General features: G+C 37.4%; 16 protein-coding genes and 1 tRNA gene. 13 read left to right on the top strand and 4 right to left on the bottom strand.

The window, feature by feature from the left end; genetic code table 11:
- The first annotated feature begins 149 nt into the window (after positions 1-149).
- On the top strand, positions 150-1,349 hold the full coding sequence (locus RIV7116_RS34370) for an S-layer homology domain-containing protein (protein ID WP_015122507.1): 1,200 nt from the start codon (positions 150-152) through the stop codon (positions 1,347-1,349).
- Positions 1,350-1,379: 30 nt separating this feature from the next.
- On the opposite strand, the gene RIV7116_RS32060 is transcribed toward RIV7116_RS34370, so the two are convergent.
- Both RIV7116_RS32060 and RIV7116_RS32065 read right to left on the bottom strand, forming a co-directional pair.
- Entirely contained in the window at positions 1,380-3,470 is a 2,091-nt protein-coding gene (locus RIV7116_RS32060) for an ATP-binding protein (protein WP_198287565.1), read from the bottom strand.
- A 370-nt stretch (positions 3,471-3,840) separates the two neighbouring features.
- Positions 3,841-3,914, bottom strand: a tRNA-Arg gene (locus RIV7116_RS32065).
- Positions 3,915-4,178: 264 nt separating this feature from the next.
- Between RIV7116_RS32065 and RIV7116_RS32070 the strand changes: the two genes are divergently transcribed.
- The 4 genes from RIV7116_RS32070 to cutA all read left to right on the top strand — a co-directional run bounded on the left by RIV7116_RS32070 (position 4,179) and on the right by cutA (position 7,458).
- Positions 4,179-4,838 carry an Npun_F0813 family protein gene (locus RIV7116_RS32070; protein WP_015122509.1) on the top strand — a complete coding sequence of 220 codons (660 nt, stop codon included), beginning with the start codon at positions 4,179-4,181 and terminating at the stop codon, positions 4,836-4,838.
- A gap of 137 nt (positions 4,839-4,975) precedes the next feature.
- Positions 4,976-5,866, top strand: coding sequence for a hypothetical protein (locus RIV7116_RS32075; protein WP_044292590.1), 891 nt, complete (start codon positions 4,976-4,978; stop codon positions 5,864-5,866).
- Between the two features lie 30 nt (positions 5,867-5,896).
- The gene (locus RIV7116_RS32080; RefSeq protein ID WP_015122511.1) at positions 5,897-6,973 is read left to right on the top strand and encodes a hypothetical protein; all 1,077 of its coding nucleotides are present in this window, start codon (positions 5,897-5,899) and stop codon (positions 6,971-6,973) included.
- 161 nt (positions 6,974-7,134) lie between these two features.
- Positions 7,135-7,458, top strand: a complete 324-nt coding sequence (cutA, locus tag RIV7116_RS32085; protein ID WP_015122512.1) for a divalent-cation tolerance protein CutA — start codon at positions 7,135-7,137, stop codon at positions 7,456-7,458.
- Between the two features lie 233 nt (positions 7,459-7,691).
- Here the strand turns inward: cutA and RIV7116_RS32090 are convergent, their stop codons facing one another.
- Positions 7,692-8,651 (bottom strand): ADP-ribosylglycohydrolase family protein, encoded by a 960-nt coding sequence (locus tag RIV7116_RS32090; RefSeq protein ID WP_015122513.1) that lies wholly within the window; start codon positions 8,649-8,651, stop codon positions 7,692-7,694.
- Between the two features lie 250 nt (positions 8,652-8,901).
- Here RIV7116_RS32090 and RIV7116_RS32095 point away from each other — a divergent pair, with 250 nt between their 5' ends.
- The 4 genes from RIV7116_RS32095 (at position 8,902) to RIV7116_RS32110 (ending at position 12,536) form a co-directional block, all read left to right on the top strand.
- Complete coding sequence (locus RIV7116_RS32095) at positions 8,902-9,384, top strand: hypothetical protein (RefSeq protein ID WP_015122514.1); 483 nt, start codon at positions 8,902-8,904, stop codon at positions 9,382-9,384.
- A gap of 558 nt (positions 9,385-9,942) precedes the next feature.
- Positions 9,943-10,338, top strand: a complete 396-nt coding sequence (locus RIV7116_RS32100) for a hypothetical protein (protein WP_044291310.1) — start codon at positions 9,943-9,945, stop codon at positions 10,336-10,338.
- A gap of 230 nt (positions 10,339-10,568) precedes the next feature.
- Entirely contained in the window at positions 10,569-11,897 is a 1,329-nt protein-coding gene (locus RIV7116_RS32105; RefSeq protein ID WP_015122516.1) for a glycosyltransferase, read from the top strand.
- Between the two features lie 117 nt (positions 11,898-12,014).
- Entirely contained in the window at positions 12,015-12,536 is a 522-nt protein-coding gene (locus RIV7116_RS32110; protein ID WP_015122517.1) for a Ycf51 family protein, read from the top strand.
- Positions 12,537-12,649: 113 nt separating this feature from the next.
- On the opposite strand, the gene RIV7116_RS32115 is transcribed toward RIV7116_RS32110, so the two are convergent.
- Entirely contained in the window at positions 12,650-12,913 is a 264-nt protein-coding gene (locus RIV7116_RS32115) for a peptidoglycan-binding protein (protein WP_015122518.1), read from the bottom strand.
- A gap of 574 nt (positions 12,914-13,487) precedes the next feature.
- On the opposite strand from RIV7116_RS32115, the gene RIV7116_RS32120 reads away from it, so the two are divergent.
- The 4 genes from RIV7116_RS32120 (at position 13,488) to RIV7116_RS32135 (ending at position 17,644) form a co-directional block, all read left to right on the top strand.
- Positions 13,488-14,696, top strand: coding sequence for an iron-containing alcohol dehydrogenase family protein (locus RIV7116_RS32120; protein WP_015122519.1), 1,209 nt, complete (start codon positions 13,488-13,490; stop codon positions 14,694-14,696).
- Positions 14,697-15,216: 520 nt separating this feature from the next.
- On the top strand, positions 15,217-16,428 hold the full coding sequence (locus RIV7116_RS32125) for an aspartate aminotransferase (RefSeq protein ID WP_015122520.1): 1,212 nt from the start codon (positions 15,217-15,219) through the stop codon (positions 16,426-16,428).
- Positions 16,425-16,790 carry a helix-turn-helix transcriptional regulator gene (locus tag RIV7116_RS32130; RefSeq protein WP_015122521.1) on the top strand — a complete coding sequence of 122 codons (366 nt, stop codon included), beginning with the start codon at positions 16,425-16,427 and terminating at the stop codon, positions 16,788-16,790. Before RIV7116_RS32125 ends, RIV7116_RS32130 begins: the two co-directional genes overlap by 4 nt.
- A gap of 140 nt (positions 16,791-16,930) precedes the next feature.
- Positions 16,931-17,644, top strand: a complete 714-nt coding sequence (locus tag RIV7116_RS32135) for an MIP/aquaporin family protein (protein WP_015122522.1) — start codon at positions 16,931-16,933, stop codon at positions 17,642-17,644.
- Positions 17,645-17,673 lie beyond the last annotated feature (29 nt).

Below are 17,673 nucleotides of genomic sequence, written 5' to 3' on the forward strand. Positions count from 1 at the left end.
TTTTTTATATTGCACTATATAAACTTTTATCTTCGGAGGTAGAACCAATAATTTAGATTTGATTCAATAGTTAGATGTAGGATTAGATATATGATGAAAAAATTAAATGACAAATTTATCAGTGTAAAATAAATCGACGAGTATTTATTATGAATAAGTCAAAAACAAACTTTTATCAAAGAGTAAAACAGGCTTTATCTTATTTATCAATAGGAATATATAGCAGCATTGTTTCTGTAAGCATGACTTATTCTGCTAACGCTCAAACTTATTCTGATATAAACGGTCATTGGGCAGAAGAATGCATTCAAAATCTGAGCGCCCAAGGAATTTTATCGGGATATTCAAGCGGTATTTTTCGACCTAATAATGTAGTTAGCCGCGCCGAATATGCTGCGATGATAACAAAAGCTTTTCCTTATATTAGGGCAACACGTCCAGCCATGATTTTTAACGACGTTTCATCTATTCATTGGGCTAAAGAAGCTATTAATAATGCTTACACAAAACGATTTCTTTCTGGCTATCCCAATCAAGTTTTTAATCCCACTCGAAAAGTTACTCGTGTCGAAGCGTTTGTAGCTTTAGCAACTGGTTTAAATTATTCGGTTCCTTCTTTCCCAAATCAAATTTTGAATGCTATTTATGATGATTCAAATCGGATTCCAGAGTATGCAAGAGGATTTATTGCCGCAGCTACACAACAAGGAATTCTTATTACTTCCCCTAAGCCTCGGTTTAAGAAAAGATTGATTAGTCCATCCCAACCTGTTACAAGAGGACAAATAGCGGCTGCTTTATGTCAAGTTAAACAATTACCCGGTGTTGCCAATGAATATGTGGTTAAACCTAACAATAACTCAGTCCAAAAACAACCTGATGATGTGCCGATTAATTTAGGACAAACCTGCACAAACAAAGCCATAGGTTATACAGTTAGTTACCCCCTAGGATGGCAAACTAATTCTGGGGATGTTCTAAAATATTGTCAGGTATTTGATTTCCGCTCGATTCAACTGCGAGAAAGAAGCGAAGATTTTGATGAAGCAGTGTACTTTGACTTGGAGAAAGTCCCATTTGAGCGAATTGTAAACGCACGAAGCCAAGGTTTACGGGTAATTTCACGTCAGGAGACAACAGTAGGCGATCGCCGCGCTGTAGTTACAGAAACTGAATCTACAGGTATGACACTTTTACCCAAAGGAATACGTTCTTATAAATATCTCATAGATTTTAACGATAAGACTTTGGTTGTGGTTACTTATGAGGTGAAAAGTCAAAACTATCCAAGAAATAAAAAAGTTGTTGATAAAATGATTGAAAGCATTAAGTTCTCAAATTCTAATTAGAAAAATAATTCAGACTACATCGCAAAACAATCACTGACGAATCGGAATCTCAATAATAAATTTAGTACCTTTTCCTAATTCAGAATCGCATAAAATTTTTCCTTGATGAATTTCGACAATAATTTGATAGCTAATCGATAAGCCTAATCCCGTACCTTTCCCAACTGGTTTAGTAGTAAAAAATGGGTTAAATATATTCTTACGAACTTCTTCCTTGATTCCCGTACCGTTATCAGCGATACAAATTCTGACCCAATTTCCATCTATAACTAGTGTTGAAATAGAAATGTTCGCAGTTTTATCGGATGTTTCTAAGGTACTTAATGCATCAATTGCATTCCCCAAGATATTCATGAAAACTTGATTCAGTTTTCCTGCATAACATTCAACTAAAGGAATTTGGGCATAATCTTTATTTACTTTAATCTCAGATTGAGTAGAATGATTTTTTAGACGATGCTGTAAAATTAGTAAAGTATTATCAATTCCTTCGTGAATATCAACTTGTTTATATTCCGCTTCATTCAGACGCGAAAAACTCCGTAGCGATTTCACAATTTCTCGAATCCTAACGGTGCCTATGTTCATAGATGCAACTATTTTGATGGAATCTTCTTTGATGAATTCTAAATCAATTTCATCTATTTTATCTTGTAGTAATTCTGGCGTTTCAGGATAATATTCTTGATAGAATGCAACTAATTCTAATAAATTTTTAATATAAGTCTGAACATATTCAATATTTGCATGAATGAAATTAACCGGATTATTAATTTCATGTGCTACACCTGCAACTGTTTGTCCGAGCGCAGACATTTTCTCGGCTTGTAACATTTGTGCTTGAGTATTTCGCAAACTAACTAGAGTATTTTGTAACTCTTGAGTACGTTCTTCGACTTTATTTTCTAGCTCAATATTGGCATTTTCTAGGCTACTAAAAGTTGTCTTTAACTGAGTTGCCATTATATTAAATGAAGTGGCAAGTCTACCGATTTCGTCTTCTCGGTTTAATTCTAGATTTATATCTAATGTGCCTGCTGAAATATCATCAGCAACCGCAATCAACTCATTTAAAGGTGTAGCAATTTCTTTATGTAAAACTAAAAATAATAATACAATTTCAATAATTAAAGATACAATTGCTGCGATAAAAATAAATTTAATTGTTCCAACAGCAAAATTTGAGAGTAGTGATTTAGGATAAACTGTAACAAAATACCAATCCGTACCTTTAAGACGAGAGAACCCTAAATATGTCTTATCTTTTATATTTTCAAGCACACCAACATTATTGTTTTGTTGCTTAATAATTTCAAAAGTATGTTTCAATGCTTGGTTATTTAGTTCCTGGATACTTAATTTTCCCTGCGCTTCCATGATTTCTTTCATATATTGAGGATGCGCGATTAAACGACCATCTTTATGAAAAATTAGATTGTAAGTTCCTGGTAATTTATCATTTATAGTATTCTTCATTAAATCGGAGAGTACAATATCTTGACCAGCAACACCGATGAGATTATTTTTACTATCATAAGCTGGATTTAAAGCAGAAACCATCCAATCATTTGCAGTAGCATCATAATACAACCCAGTCAAAACTGATTTTCTTTCCCGATTGTGTTTTGCATCCGCAGTGTAATAGTATTCTTCTTGATTTATGTTCAAGTCCGGCTTAGCTTGCATACCCCAAGGCATTTCTTTCCGATAGACTACCAAAGAGTTATTGGGAGTAATAAAATATGTGTATGCAAAACGATTATTCCATGCATGACCATAGCTATTAACTGTTTTATAAGCGGTAAGTAAAAGTTGTTTATGCTTATCATCAATTATGATCTTTTTACCCACAAAAGAACTAGGAAAATTAACTGTATCAAATTCCTCTATAGGTCGTTCTTGAGGAAAATTTCTGATTGTTCCATCATTCCAATTAAAATAAATACGGTCAAATTCGGCGTTTAAATCTTTTGTTATTGGTTGCTTAATTTGTTGTAAAATATTTTCGCTCAAAAGTTTTACATTATCTTGAGATAATTGGAAAATAAAACTTTCCCGCTCCCCTCTTTGAGTAATATATTTGTCGAGTTGTTGCTTTGTCTGAACTTCCAAATTTGACATTATGTGAAAATAGCTAATTATTGTAGAAATCAAGACTACAATAGTTATCCGTAAAGCCATATTTAAAAGAATCTTCCGTGTAAGAGAAGATTTATTTATTGATTGCGAGCAACTTTCAAAAACAGATTTAGGAAGCAAGCGCTGGATAAAATTAGCAGGCATTATCGCAACTCAATACAAGATTTATTATTTAACATACCCAAATTGACTGTTAAAACTTGCTTCTAATTTTGGTTAGCTGAAAGTTGCATCCAGCCCTATTCAAATCAGGTATAATAACAATATCTAAAGATTTGCAGTAAAGCCGCAAACTGCTTACTACAAACAATAATTATTTGGTCGCTGTTGACTAATAACTTTTTATTTAAAACGGGTGCGGCAGGACTCGAACCTGCGACCGACTGCTTAGAAGGCAGTTGCTCTATCCAGCTGAGCTACGCACCCAAACAAATATTTAACTTGTTCACAAGTTAGCTAATGTATTATATCAGTGTTCTGAATAAAAAGCAATGGAATATTGTGATGTTTTAGATAACTCGGGATAAAATGTAATTTGATTGACTATAAAGTTACATGAAAATCCGGACAGAGGGGGTATTCAGAAGGTATATTGTGTTGTCGTAAGTAAAAGCGTCAATTATTACCTAGACAGTTATTATATCTCCCATATATTAAAAGTTGCCTCGGTGAGGAGTTATCTAAAATTTCATGTTTATTTTAAAAAGGCAAGACGTTGAAATATCAAGTATCGTACACCCTAAGCGCGACCAACAGGTTCCCGTTCTGAATTATCAAGGACAAACTTTTCGGTTGATTAGCTTATTTAAAGCTAGCGAGGAAGAGAAAGCTAGAGCTTTGTGGCGAGAATTAACGGATAACAGGGGCAAAGCCTGCGTATTGTTGGAAGAAGAACAACGCTTTAGTGTTTGGGGAAAAATTCGTTTAGATCAATTTGACAGCGAAGCAAGCACTCAAGGTAATAATAAAGTTTTGACAGTTGCCAGTATTTTATTACTGCAAGCAGTGTATATGGATATTGAAGAATTTCTTGGTGCAAAGCAAGCGAGTTCATTTAAAAAAGAAATTTCTAAGATATTGAGCCAGTGGCAGTTCCCCGCTGCTTCTTCACCAAATGCGATTGACTATTTATTGAGTATAAATCCTTTGGAACCGATTGAAATTCCCTTCTGGCAAGAAGATTATGTAATTGTATTCTTGGAGGATTTACACAGATTGGGTAAAGCTTATTTTGGTAGTTCCGATTTTGCCCATCAGGTAATGGATACTTTGCAAGATATGTCTGTGGCTGAAAGAACCATATTTATGAATTGGCTCAAAGATTCTTCACTGAGTAAACTGTGGCATTAGCACATAAGGATTTTTATGCAGTTAAGATTGTGTAGGTTTGTAAGGTTGAATACACTCCGGCTTAATGGGAGTTTATCTTACGTACACAATCTATAAGCCAAAAATGAACGATTATGCATAAATACGGTAAATTACCAATGAGTAATATTTACGGGAAGTCCTCCGATTCAAAATCATGGTTCACAACTCAAAACATCATGCTTGCTAGTATTGCTTGGGGTGTTTTGGCTCTACTTTATTTTTTACTTTTTAGTGCTGAGGTTCCAGGTGCAGATGGTAAATTAGAACGTGCTAGTTGGTACATTACTGGGACAAATATTTTTGAAGGTCTAGCCTACTTGGGTGCGGGAGTTTTGTGTTTAAGAAATTGGCGCAGTCGCCAAATTGTCAGCGGAAGAAACGTTTGGCTGCTATTCGGTATAGGTATGCTGTCTTATTGTTTGGGAGGAATAATTTTTGGATATATAGAAATCATCTTGAAACAAGACCCATCTCCTTCTGTTGCCGATATATTTTTTGTAGTGACTTATCTGTTCGTTGGCATCGGCATGATTTTAGCGGTAGCTTCAAGACGAATCAATTTGGAGGCATGGCAGTGGATAATTGTATTAGCGATCGCTGCTTTTGGTAGCGCTTTGGCATGGCTGATTAGCCAACAAGATCCCACTGCCCCGGCAGTCGCAGCAGAAGCAGTTCCTGCATGGAAACAACAAGCCAGCACAATTTTAAATTGGCTTTACGTAGTCAGCGACGTATTACTATTAATTATTGCTACGAGTCTGCTACTAGCTTTCTGGGGCGGACGGGCTTCTTTGCCTTGGCAAATGATTGCAGTTGCGACGTTTTCGCTCTACATTGCAGATATATGGGCTAAATGGGCTGAAAATAGAGTCGCCAATTATCAAAGTGGAGGCATATTAGAAGTAGGTTGGGTATTGAGTGGAGTTTTATTCGGTATGGGCGCAGCCTTAGAGTATGAAGCTTCATCAAAACGTTCGCGAAGAGAACGCGGACGCAAGCGAACTTAAAAACAACAAAGTTGGGGGTCTACATTTATCGTGAGAAAACTAACAGAATCTGACAAAAAAGAAATTCTCAAGTTGTATCGAGAAAGTGCCGAAACTACTTCTACTTTGGCAGAGCGTTACGGTGTGAGTAATTCTACTATCAGCCGCTTACTCAAAAGTACTTTGCCAGAAGACGAGTATGAATATTTGGTTTCTCTCAAGCGTGCAGCTAGAACCCCTGAAGGTAGGGCACAAGTCAGCTACGAGAATATTCCTTCTTTTGAAGAAACTAACGCAGAAAGCGAAGAGAAGGAGGAATTAACATTCGAGCCCGAACCCGAACCTCAAGAAATATCCGTAGAGAAACAACAGGAGGAGGAAGAAGAAGAGGACGAAGAAAAAGAAGTTGTTGTCACAAAGCAACCCATACTCAGAAAGGTTACTAAGCAAACCGAAGCACCTAGAAGAGTAAAACGGCGTTCTTCTGCACCAACTTCAACACCTTCTCAAAAGCCTTTTCCAGTTGCCGAACAATTGGAATTGCTTGAAGAAAAGCGCAAGGAAGTTAAAACTATTCCCGATCCTCCTCAACTCAGAAGTATCCCCAGTCCCATATTAGATAATGACCGTACAGAAGCCAGAGTCATAGCGGAAATGTTTGGCGAGGAAATCGATGATGATTCCGATGATTTGGAAGATTTAGACGATTTACTCGAAGACGATGATTATGATGATAACGAAGACGAAGACGACGAAGACGACTTCGAGCCGCCTACACGTTTTGTTCCTAGAAGAAGAAGTAACGAACCTTTAGTTCAAGTTCTACCTTTATCGGCTGCTCCTTTACCTAGAACCTGCTATATAGTCATCGATAGAGCCGCTGAACTCATCACTCGTCCGCTCAGGGAATTTGGCGACTTAGGAGAAATTCCTAACCTAGAAACCCAAGAAACAACTTTGCCCGTTTTCGATAATCATCGAGTCGCAAAACGCTTTTCCTCAAAACGCGATCGCGTCATCAAAGTACCCGATAGCAAAGTGCTACACAAAGCTCGTTATCAACTACAAGCCAAAGGTATTACTCGATTGTTGATTGATGGACAAGTATATTCATTATCTTCCGTTTGATTAACTGTCATTAGTTAGTAGTTAGTAGTTAGTAGCTAGTAATAAGTAATTAGTAGTTATTAGCTAGTAATTATTAGTTAGTAATTAGTAACTAATTCCGCATTTATCGCTATCGACGACAGATTATTTTTACTGGTGTCCATCTACTTTTTTCTAATTTTATGGATAGCTTTACCGATTACGGTATCGTATTAGTGACAACTGGTTCTCAAAAAGAAGCAGAACAAATTGCTAATGTGTTAGTGGAGGCTAATCTAGCTGCATGTGTTAGCTTCAGCCCCATCAGTTCAATTTACACTTGGCAAGGAAAAGTCCATAACGACCAAGAATGGCAACTCTTTATTAAAACCGATTTAAGCAGATTTCCGACTTTAGAAGCAAAAATACTCGAGCTTCACTCCTACGAAGTACCCGAAATTATTGCCATTCCCATTCTTAAAGGTCATCAACCTTACTTGCAGTGGATTGCACAGCAAGTCAGTTAGCAATAAATAGTACGGTGTGTTGCTAGCTATCCGTAACGCACCAATAGAAATGAGTTAATTCCCAGCTTTATGATTACCTCTTGCACACTCCCTTCCCGGTGCAAAATTACCTAAATTATTGAGAGAGAGAGTGAAAGAAGGAGTGAGTGAGGGAGAAATTCTTATAGGTAATCTTAGAGCGTGATGGGAGTAAGATCGGGTGGTTACAGAAAAAGGAACTTTTATAATTAATTTTAGGGCGCGGGAGGGGAGCAACCAAAAACCGCTATATCAAAACGCTCGGCTAATTTCATAATGTCTTGTTTGCGAGCAATTTGTTCAATCCATTCCTCTGGGATGTTATCAACACCATAATAAATTCCCGCCAAACCCCCTGTGACAGTTGCGGTTGTGTCCGTATCCCCACCCAAATTCACTGCCTTTAATACTGCTTCTGAGTAGGAAGAACTATTTAATAAACACCACAAAGATGCTTCCAGGGTATGTATTACGTAGCCGCCAGATTGAATTTCGTCTACAAATAAATTAGCAATATCCCCGCTAAAAACTCTATCAAAATGGGAAATTTCACCGGTGTATTCCGACGACGAATAAATTGTTTGTATTTTTCTTAATCCTTGTTCATAAGCTTGTTGTGGTTTATCCCCTTCCAATAAATACATTGCAATGCTTACGTAAATTCCACAAGCCATTTGCGATCTAAGATGGGCGTGAGTAATGCAAGAAACTTGGTGTGTACGAGAAATTAATTCTGGAAAAGCTAATGTTTTATAACAGTAAGCCATAGGTAAAATTCTCATCAAAGAACCATTACCGTTACTATTTTCGCTTTTACCTCCAGCTTTTAAAGGCGGAACACCTCGCTGAAAATCAGCAATTGCTAAAAACGTCGTATTGCCAATATCAAAAACTTCTCCGCTAGCAGTCCAATAACCTTCGTGATACCACCGGTAAAAAGAGTTAGCAATATCATGAAGCGAAAATCCTTCACAAAGACATTCCGCCAAACAAAAGGTTAAAGAACTATCATCAGACCAAGTCCCCGCAGGTACATCCCAGGTTCCATAACCCAACATTGATATTACGGGAGACTTGATTCTTTCAGTTCGACTTGTGAATTCTACAGGTACGCCTAAAGCGTCTCCAACAGACAAGCCTAGTAAACCAGATGCTGATTTTGAAATCTTTATCATAAATTTATTCTACTAAAGATAATTACATATGTACTTAATATGAGCTTTATAAATAGGTGCAAATCTAGTAAGTAAAAATATTATTTATCAATCGAGAGAAGTATTTCAAAAAAAAATTAATCATATTTTTTAATACTTTTAATTCAAACTGATGACAGATGTATCTTAAGTGTACTACAAGTCATATTATTAACAAGAAAGCAATTCATATTAATAATAATTACTTAAGAAGAATTCAAGGAGAATTTTAATGAATATATCTGTTTTGACAAAGGCTTTACCAGCAATATTGGGATTGACTTTAGTTGCACCTATCCATAAGGTAGCAGCCCAGACTCCGAATGCGTTACCGGTAGCTGCAAGACCTGCTAGAGGGGAAAGTAATTATGATTTCCAAATGAGACTTGGTTACGCAGCATCTCAGAGAGAAGATTATGCTACTGCTTTAATTCGCTTCAGAAATGCTTTGTATTTACGTCCAAAGGACCGTAACGCTACTATTGCCTACTACAACATGTTAGATATTTTGGATGGCAATAAGCCAGAGAGCAAAGACACTGCGAAATCTGCTTATGACCGCTATATGCGGATTGGTTATTCCGCAACCGATAATCAGGATTATCAAACCGCTTTAATTAATTTCCGTAGAGCTTTAAACGCACGACCAAATGACCCCTATGCAGCACAAGCCCTTCGCAATGTTCGTACATATATTCAACGAGGAAATCAATAAGTCATAAATTGTTTTATTAGGACGGAATTTCCCGTCCTATTACGATTTTATACATTCACTTTGTTTCGTGTATTGAAAACAACCTTTCTTTTTATTTTTTGCTGCTTTTAGCGCTTTAACTCAAACTACAGCGCAACTGCGTCAATTATCTTGAATTTTAGTCCTAAATTCCTTTTTGGTTAACATTGGCTTCCATTTGTGGAATCGCATACAGTTACCAAGCACAAAATAAAAAACAACAAATTCATTCAATTAACTATTTTGCTTAAGACAATTATCTACTAAGTCAAACACAATTCAAGCAAGAGAACAGATAGTTCGACCAATTTAAACCTATGCTTCTAAGTGCAAATTCTGATGTTGATAGCTAAAAAAGTTAATAATATAACAATACACGCCTGTGACTGTGAATGTGGTTTGTCCCACATTTGTCACTGTTGCTGATTGTTGGGAAGATGTAAACACCCCGAGCAGGGGTGTTTTTTCTTATCTGTTTTTGAAGTATTTTTTTATAAAATTAATTATCTTCTGTAAGTCTTAGAAAAAGAATTTTAGAGAATGAAATTTTTCAACTGCAAATTATTTACGGTTGCTTCTTTTTTGGGAGTATCGACTATAAATTTATTTTTTTCGCAACCTGCACTTTCAGCAGTTTCCTGCGAGCGAGGTACTATTGTGCGTCATAGAAATGGTTCTTTAGCTTCTTGCATATTATCTAGAGACACCAGAGTCAAAATAAGTAACAATCGAGTTGGTAGCTTTACTTTTGCTTGCAAAGCGAAAAATGTGATAGAGTTCGCACAAAAGTCACAGTTTGAAAGCTGTAAACTTGCAGAAGATATTAGAATCAGAAAAGGTAATTCTGTAGAAACTTGTAAAAAAGATAAGATTGTATCAGTATCAACTTCGGGTGACAGCAAGAATTTATCCATATATTGCCGCCGTAGCTATTAATTACAAGATTTACGATGTTGTTACAATATTCAGATGATGCATAACTAGGCTGTTAACTCTGTACCTTTTTGAGATTAATAAGTTCATGCAATAAACATACTTTTATCTCCTATATATACAAAAAATCAAATCTTGTATTGTAGGGTGTGTTAGATGCACGACAATTCATCTATTAATATGACAATTTATTGACATCATCTAACGCACCATAACCTTGACGCAATAAAAGTATGAATCATATACCTGTATTAGTTAAACTAAGCAGGTATTTTTTATTTACAGACAAGACAGTGAGTCGAATTGTTGTTACGACATTGGGAACACTTGGCGACCTTCATCCCATGATTGCCATTGCTTTGGAATTACGGCAACGCGGTCATGATGTTGTATTCGTTACTCATCAAGTTTATCAATCAAAAATAGAAGCTTTAGGATTTGAATTTCATCAACTACGTCCCGATTTTACCGCGATGAATGACCCGCAAGAAATGGCGCGGATGATGGATTTAAAAACTGGTCAAGAATATATGGTGCGTGAATGGGCAAATCCTAGTTTACGGGATATGTATACGGATTTGCTCAATGTTGCCAAAGATGCAGATTTTATTTTTTCAGGAGAAGGGGTACTTGCAACTCCTCTTGTAGCAGAAAAACTAGGAATGCAATGGGCTTCAAGTGCAATGGTTCCGATGGGGTTTTTCTCAGTGTACGATCCACCAGTTTTAGCAGCATTTCCTAGCTTAGCGAAACTTTATAAATTAGGATCTATCGTTAATAAGGCTATTGCCAATTTTGCAAAGCTAGTTAGCAATTCTTGGGCTGAACCTATTCGACAAATTCGTAAAGAACTTGGTTTATCTCCCATTGATTACAATCCGTTTATTGATAATAAAAAGTATTCACCATACCTTGTAGTTGCGCTGTTTTCTTCAGTCATCGGTCAACCTCAACCGGATTGGGCAACAAATACGGTAGTCACAGGTTTTACGTTTTACGATGGAAGCCAAGGCGGAGCAGAATTAACTTCAGAACTCAAGCAGTTTCTAGATGCTGGTGAGCCGCCGATTGTTTTCACGCTTGGCTCGGCTGCTGTAATGGATGCTGGTAATTTTTATCAGGAAAGCATTGAAGCAGTCAAAAAGTTAAATCGCCGTGCTGTTTTACTAATTGGTAAAAATCCCGTTCCAAAAAACCTGTCAGAAGATATTATTGCCGTAAACTATGCACCGTATTCTCAAATTTTTCCGCGTGCTTGTGCGATCGCCCATCAAGGTGGTATTGGTACAACCGCTCAAGCCTTACGAGCCGGTTGTCCAACACTTATAATGCCCTACAGTCACGACCAACCAGACAATGCTGCACGAGTCGAAAGGTTAGGAACTTCTCGCACAATTCCACGCAAACAATATTGTACAAAACGAGTAGTGAAAGAATTACGTCTTTTATTAGACAATACTAACTATGCAGCTAAAGCAAATGAAATTGGACGGATAATTAAAGCGGAAGATGGTGTTGGTGTTGCCTGTAATGCGATTGAAAAACAACTGGCAATGGTTTGATTTTTGCTGCTCTCGACTGAGCCATAACTGTTTTTAATCGTAACTTCATCAGAAGGCAGGTTGCCCGGTAAAATAAATCTATCGATCAAAAAATGAACTATTAGGCAGTCAAGCGTTATGTTCTCAACAGATGATTTTGCACGCTACACTCAGTGGTCGGGTATTGCCACATTGATATTTGCTTTGATTACAGTAGTGGGCTTCATCTTTAAATGGGGTATCCGGTTTCGTTTAGCAGGTGCTACAGGATTTATGTTGGTGGTAACGGGTGGTTTATTTCCTCTATCCCTCACCCCTTTAACTAGAACTGTGATTCCGGGAGCAATTCGCTATAAATTAGTTTTTGACAATGGCTCGTCAAAAGCTGTGATTGCGACTCCACCTCAAATTACTTCTTCTGAATTGGATGCAACCTTGAAGCAAGCTGCCAGCGATTTATTTTCCTATGGTAGATTGGGCACACCCCAAGATAATCAGCTAACTATCCGCGCTCGCACCATATTACATCCAGAACCAGGAATTTCTGAACCGCTTTACTTAGGAGAAATTAAGCGTTCTCTTTCAAGTCGCGATGATAGTGGAATGGAAATTGATATTTATGAAGATAAGTTAGCGAAGTTATCAACTTATAAGAGTTAAAGGCAAAAAAATACAAAGCTATTGCTTATTCCCTGCTGCCAATTCTTATCGGCAAGGATATTCTTGAATGCATAACAAGTAAGGCTTTAGCTTTGTTTTGAACGCGAATTATTTTAACGACGAATTTGGTTTAAAGCATTCCAAGTATCATTATCAATAATTCCAGTTACTCGTACTTTACTGCGACGTTGAAAGCTTTGCACTGCTGCTTCCATAATCCAACCGAAATCACCGTCTACATATCCGATGTAATCAGAAGTTGTTTTGAGAATTCGCTGTGCTTTCATTACCACTTCTCCTTTGCTGCCTTTTCTTAACTCTGGCATCGCTGGAGGTTCGTTTTTATTAACTTGCTCTCGTAAGTTATCGTTAATCATGTCTTATTATGTAGAAAAAACTTTTGATCGGAATTTAGCGTGACTGAATTGATGCATCTTAGCGCAGCATCATCGCTGTATTAATAGCGGAATCGTCAAGGAAACCACAAGCTTGTAGAGAAACTCATATCATCTCAACTTATTCCTGTGTTTAGCAACGCCGAATCTTTTAACCTTTCTATCTTTTGCTGGTTGCTGAGATTTATTATCGAATAGGTTCATATTATTTCCCCAATAATTAAAGAGCTTTATTGGTCTTGTTATTTATATCGTTCAAATTCAGCGAAATTACTCTAAATGTTTAAAAATATTTACACCGAGTGGAACCTGTAGCTACCAATACTTGTAAATTTACTATCTCCATGTTAACTGATTAACGCCGATCAATTTAATTTCTAAGTGTTTATTCGCTGACAATAGTGCTTAAGATAGATTTTGAACGACGTAAAATGCAGTTCAAAACATAATTGCGTAAATTATTTTTATATATGTTTCTATAAATACAGCTATTATCCGTTATCGACAAAAATTTGAGCCGAAGTATCGGTAAATGTTAATTTATTAAGATATATGTATGTTGAATCAATCTAAAAAAACTTTGATATCTCAAACATCTAATCCTGTGTTAACTCTTGCAGTAGCTCCAGCAAAAGTAATTCGTGGTTCGCGCATCAGCGAACAAGCTATTTTGTCTATTTCTCGCTTGGGAAGTCGTCCCTTGATTGTTGGCGGCAGTAGCACTTCTGAGGTTGCTCAAAATTACATCAAGTCGCTCGAATCTCAAGAGTTAGATTTTATTCAAGGTTCCTACAGCCCCGATTGCAGTGAAAGTAGCTTGGAGATTTTACGAAATCAAGCGCAAACTCACGCATCTGATGTAATTATAGGTATTGGTGGTGGAAAAGCCTTAGATACGGCAAAATTATTAGCTTATCAGCTAGAAATACCAGTAGTTACAATTCCTACTTCTGCGGCGACTTGTGCTGCTTGGACTGCTCTTTCTAACGTTTATTCTGATGAAGGAGCGTTTTTATATGATGTAGCTTTGGACAACTGCCCCGATTTACTGATACTAGACTACGATTTGATTCAAACCGCACCCCAAAGCACTTTAGTTGCCGGAATTGGTGATGCGATCGCGAAATGGTACGAGGCATCAGTAAGTAGCGGACATTCGGAACAAACTTTAATCATTGCAGCAGTTCAACAAGCAAGAGTATTGCGCGATATTTTATTGCAAAAGTCGGTTGCGGCTCTGCAATCTCCTGGAAGTGAGGCTTGGCGAGAAGTTGTTGATGCGACGGTGTTACTAGCTGGTGTGATTGGCGGAGTCGGTGGGGCGCAATGTCGTACTGTTGCCGCTCATGCAGTACACAATGGTTTAACTCATGTTTGCGGACGCGGTAGCATTCATGGAGAAAAAGTTGCTTACGGTATATTAGTGCAGCTGCGTTTAGAGGAAATGCTACAGGGAAACCAGTTAGCTACGGCTGCAAGACAACAGTTGCTTAAATTTTATGAGGAAATTGGATTGCCTAAAAAGCTCGATGATTTGGGTTTGGGAAATATAACTCTTAAGCAGTTGCAAAAAGCAGCGGAATTCGCTTTACAACCGAACTCAGATATTCACAGATTACCCTTTAAAGTTGCTCTAGAACAATTAATGGCAGCAATGGTTTCTACAACAGCACCAGCAGAAGCAAGTGGAATTTCAAATAGTTTAAATTCCCAAAGCAATCAAACCAAAAAGTTTTCTAGCTCGAAAAGCCACAAGAAAATCTAAAAAATTTACGTTGCTAATTTGACTTATAAAATTGGTTTTTGGATATCTTCCATTTTTGTAGAGACGTGAAATTATGAGCTTCGTTATGCTTGGCTAATTTGATGTGTTGCTAGATTGTACAACGCCGAAAAATTAAAATTATTGTAGTGCGAGCGTCCTACCTGCGTCTTGTATACAAATTAAAAACAATTAAAGACGCAATAGCTTAACACGTCTCTACATTTAATACATTGTGATTTTGACCCAGATTCAGCAAAGCAAAAAAAAATTATATTTTCAGTAACAAAGAACTGTCGTATTAATTGATTTATGTCACAGTCGTATTGCTTATAGTGCTGATTTATTGGTAATCTAACATTTCATATCAAGTCCGCTTAAATAGAAAGTTTTCACCCCTTCCCCCTCTCCCAAAATTCTGAGAGAGATGTGCGTTATTACGGCGCACCCAAGGACATAAGACGGAGAGAGGTTTTTATGATAAGCGTTCAACCGGACATAATATCAATAGTTGAATCTGAAAATGAGTTTAGACTGGATAATCCCAGCCCGAAGAATACAAAAACTACCCGCTTATCCATTTGCTCGGTTGGATGAATTAAAGACAAAAGCGCGAGAGCAAGGTTTAGATTTAATTGATTTGGGTATGGGGAACCCTGATGGTGCAACTCCGCAGGCTGTGATTGATGCAGCCGTAGAGGCTTTAAAGAATCCCGACAATCATGGTTATCCACCTTTTGAAGGGACTGCTAATTTCCGCAATGCGATTACTACTTGGTATCATCGTCGTTATGGAGTTAGTTTAGACCCTGATAGTGAAGCTTTACCGTTATTAGGTTCCAAGGAAGGATTGGGACATTTAGCATTAGCTTATGTAAACCCAGGGGATTTAGTTTTGGTACCCTCCCCGTCTTATCCCGTTCATTTTCGAGGTCCTTTAATTGCTGGTGGTGAGATCCACAGCTTAATTTTGAAACCAGAAAATGATTGGTTGATTGATTTAACTTCAATACCCGATAGTGTAGCTGAAAAAGCTAAAATACTTTATTTTAATTATCCTAATAATCCTACTGCTGCAACTGCACCCCGCGAATTTTTTGAAGAAATAGTTGCTTTTGCTCAAAAATATGAGATTTTGCTGGTACACGATTTGTGTTATGCAGAATTAGCATTTGATGGCTATCAGCCTACAAGTTTATTAGAAATTCCCGGTGCTAAAAATATTGGCGTGGAATTTCATACCATGTCTAAAACTTACAATATGGCTGGTTGGCGCGTGGGCTTTGTGGTAGGAAATCGTCACGTAATTCAAGGTTTACGAACGCTGAAAACTAACTTGGACTATGGCATATTTTCTGCACTACAAGTGGCAGCACAAACAGCTTTGCAATTACCCGATAGTTATTTGCAGCAAGTTCAACAACGTTACTCTGAGCGCCGCGATTTCTTGATTGAAGGTTTGACGGATTTGGGCTGGAATCTTTCTAAAACTAAGGCAACAATGTATTTATGGATTCCTTCTCCTCTAGGTATGAATTCCACCGATTTTGCTTTACAGTTATTACAGCAAACAGGTGTAGTAGTTACTCCAGGTAACGCTTTTGGTGCTGGGGGTGAAAATTATGTTCGTATAAGTTTAATTGCAGATACCCAACGTCTTGACGAAGCTTTAAATAGATTTAAGCAAGCAGGTATTCGCTATCACGTCAAACCTGTAATTTTTAGTTCAAAATGAATATAGCTAATTCTAATTTTTCTTTTAAACCGGCAAAAGCCACCTCTATCATGGTTCCAAATATTATTACTTCAGGCTTTCATGCTTTATCAGAACCTCTACGGATTAAAGTATTACAGTTGCTGAAAAATCGTGAAATCTGTGTTTGCGATTTGTGCGATACTTTAGATGTCAGTCAATCTAAACTGTCTTTTCATCTAAAAACCCTCAAAGAAGCTAATTTGGTTTGCGCTCGGCAAGAAGGGCGTTGGATTTACTACAGCTTAAATCAGCCCCAATTTGAGGCATTGCTGCATCACTTAAAAGAATACAGTCAATTAAATACCATAATGCCTGCTGCATCTTGTAAAGACTCCCCATAGTTTTTACTAATGATTCGCTAATATGTCAAGATTTAAAGAGTCATATGATGCTTTAAATCTTGACATATCAACTTTTTTTGATATAACCTAAGTACCTGAAGAGTGTTAAAAATTAAGGTGCTAAGGTGCCATTAAAAGGTATGGAATCCAATGTCAAGCAATATTCGCGCCTAGATTTATTAGGCAGGCTTTTTAGAAGAGAAACTCTTGCAGAAGGAATTGGAACCTTTAGCTTAGTATTTGCTGGTACCGGCGCAGTCATGGTAAATGATATTACCGATGGTGTTGTGACGCATTTAGGTGTAAGCTTTGTGTTTGGTGCCGTTGTGGCGGCAATGATTTATAGTTTGGGACATATTAGCGGCGCTCACTTAAACCCGGCAGTAACGCTGGCATTTTGGACTAGTGGTTTTTTCTCTAAACGTTTGGTGATTCCATATATTTTGGCACAGATAGTTGGCGCGGTATTGGCTTCAACCTTGCTTTTTATGAGTTTAGGGAAGGAAGCCAATTTGGGGGCAACTTTACCCTTAAATGGTGATTGGTTGCAATCTTTCATTCTAGAACTGCTACTCACTTTCATTTTAATGTTTGTGATTTTTGGTTCCGGGCTTGATAGACGCGCACCGGTGGGTTTTGCAGGATTAGCAATTGGTTTAACAGTAGCTATAGAAGCCGCTGTTATGGGGCCGATTACTGGTGCAAGTATGAATCCAGCACGCTCTTTTGGACCTGCTTTGGTTGCATGGGTTTGGCAACATCACTGGCTATACTGGATAGCACCCATTATGGGAGCGCAGTTAGCGGTGATTGTTTATCGACATCTTTCTTATGGTTTCCGCGATTTCAAGTAATCGATCCGCTATAATCTCAGGGTGATAAT

This window comes from Rivularia sp. PCC 7116, from assembly GCF_000316665.1.
In the GTDB taxonomy this organism is placed as follows: domain Bacteria; phylum Cyanobacteriota; class Cyanobacteriia; order Cyanobacteriales; family Nostocaceae; genus Rivularia.

Coding starts and splice junctions, on each gene's coding strand:
- RIV7116_RS34370 (WP_015122507.1), top strand. CDS start 150: ATGAATAAGTCAAAAACAAACTTTTATCAAAGAGTAAAACAGGCTTTA.
- RIV7116_RS32100 (WP_044291310.1), top strand. CDS start 9,943: ATGAAATTTTTCAACTGCAAATTATTTACGGTTGCTTCTTTTTTGGGA.
- RIV7116_RS32070 (WP_015122509.1), top strand. CDS start 4,179: ATGTTTATTTTAAAAAGGCAAGACGTTGAAATATCAAGTATCGTACAC.
- RIV7116_RS32060 (WP_198287565.1), bottom strand. CDS start 3,470: ATGTCAAATTTGGAAGTTCAGACAAAGCAACAACTCGACAAATATATT.
- RIV7116_RS32130 (WP_015122521.1), top strand. CDS start 16,425: ATGAATATAGCTAATTCTAATTTTTCTTTTAAACCGGCAAAAGCCACC.
- RIV7116_RS32125 (WP_015122520.1), top strand. CDS start 15,217: ATGAGTTTAGACTGGATAATCCCAGCCCGAAGAATACAAAAACTACCC.
- RIV7116_RS32110 (WP_015122517.1), top strand. CDS start 12,015: ATGTTCTCAACAGATGATTTTGCACGCTACACTCAGTGGTCGGGTATT.
- RIV7116_RS32135 (WP_015122522.1), top strand. CDS start 16,931: ATGGAATCCAATGTCAAGCAATATTCGCGCCTAGATTTATTAGGCAGG.
- RIV7116_RS32075 (WP_044292590.1), top strand. CDS start 4,976: ATGAGTAATATTTACGGGAAGTCCTCCGATTCAAAATCATGGTTCACA.
- RIV7116_RS32105 (WP_015122516.1), top strand. CDS start 10,569: ATGAATCATATACCTGTATTAGTTAAACTAAGCAGGTATTTTTTATTT.
- cutA (WP_015122512.1), top strand. CDS start 7,135: ATGGATAGCTTTACCGATTACGGTATCGTATTAGTGACAACTGGTTCT.
- RIV7116_RS32120 (WP_015122519.1), top strand. CDS start 13,488: ATGTTGAATCAATCTAAAAAAACTTTGATATCTCAAACATCTAATCCT.
- RIV7116_RS32095 (WP_015122514.1), top strand. CDS start 8,902: ATGAATATATCTGTTTTGACAAAGGCTTTACCAGCAATATTGGGATTG.
- RIV7116_RS32090 (WP_015122513.1), bottom strand. CDS start 8,651: ATGATAAAGATTTCAAAATCAGCATCTGGTTTACTAGGCTTGTCTGTT.
- RIV7116_RS32115 (WP_015122518.1), bottom strand. CDS start 12,913: ATGATTAACGATAACTTACGAGAGCAAGTTAATAAAAACGAACCTCCA.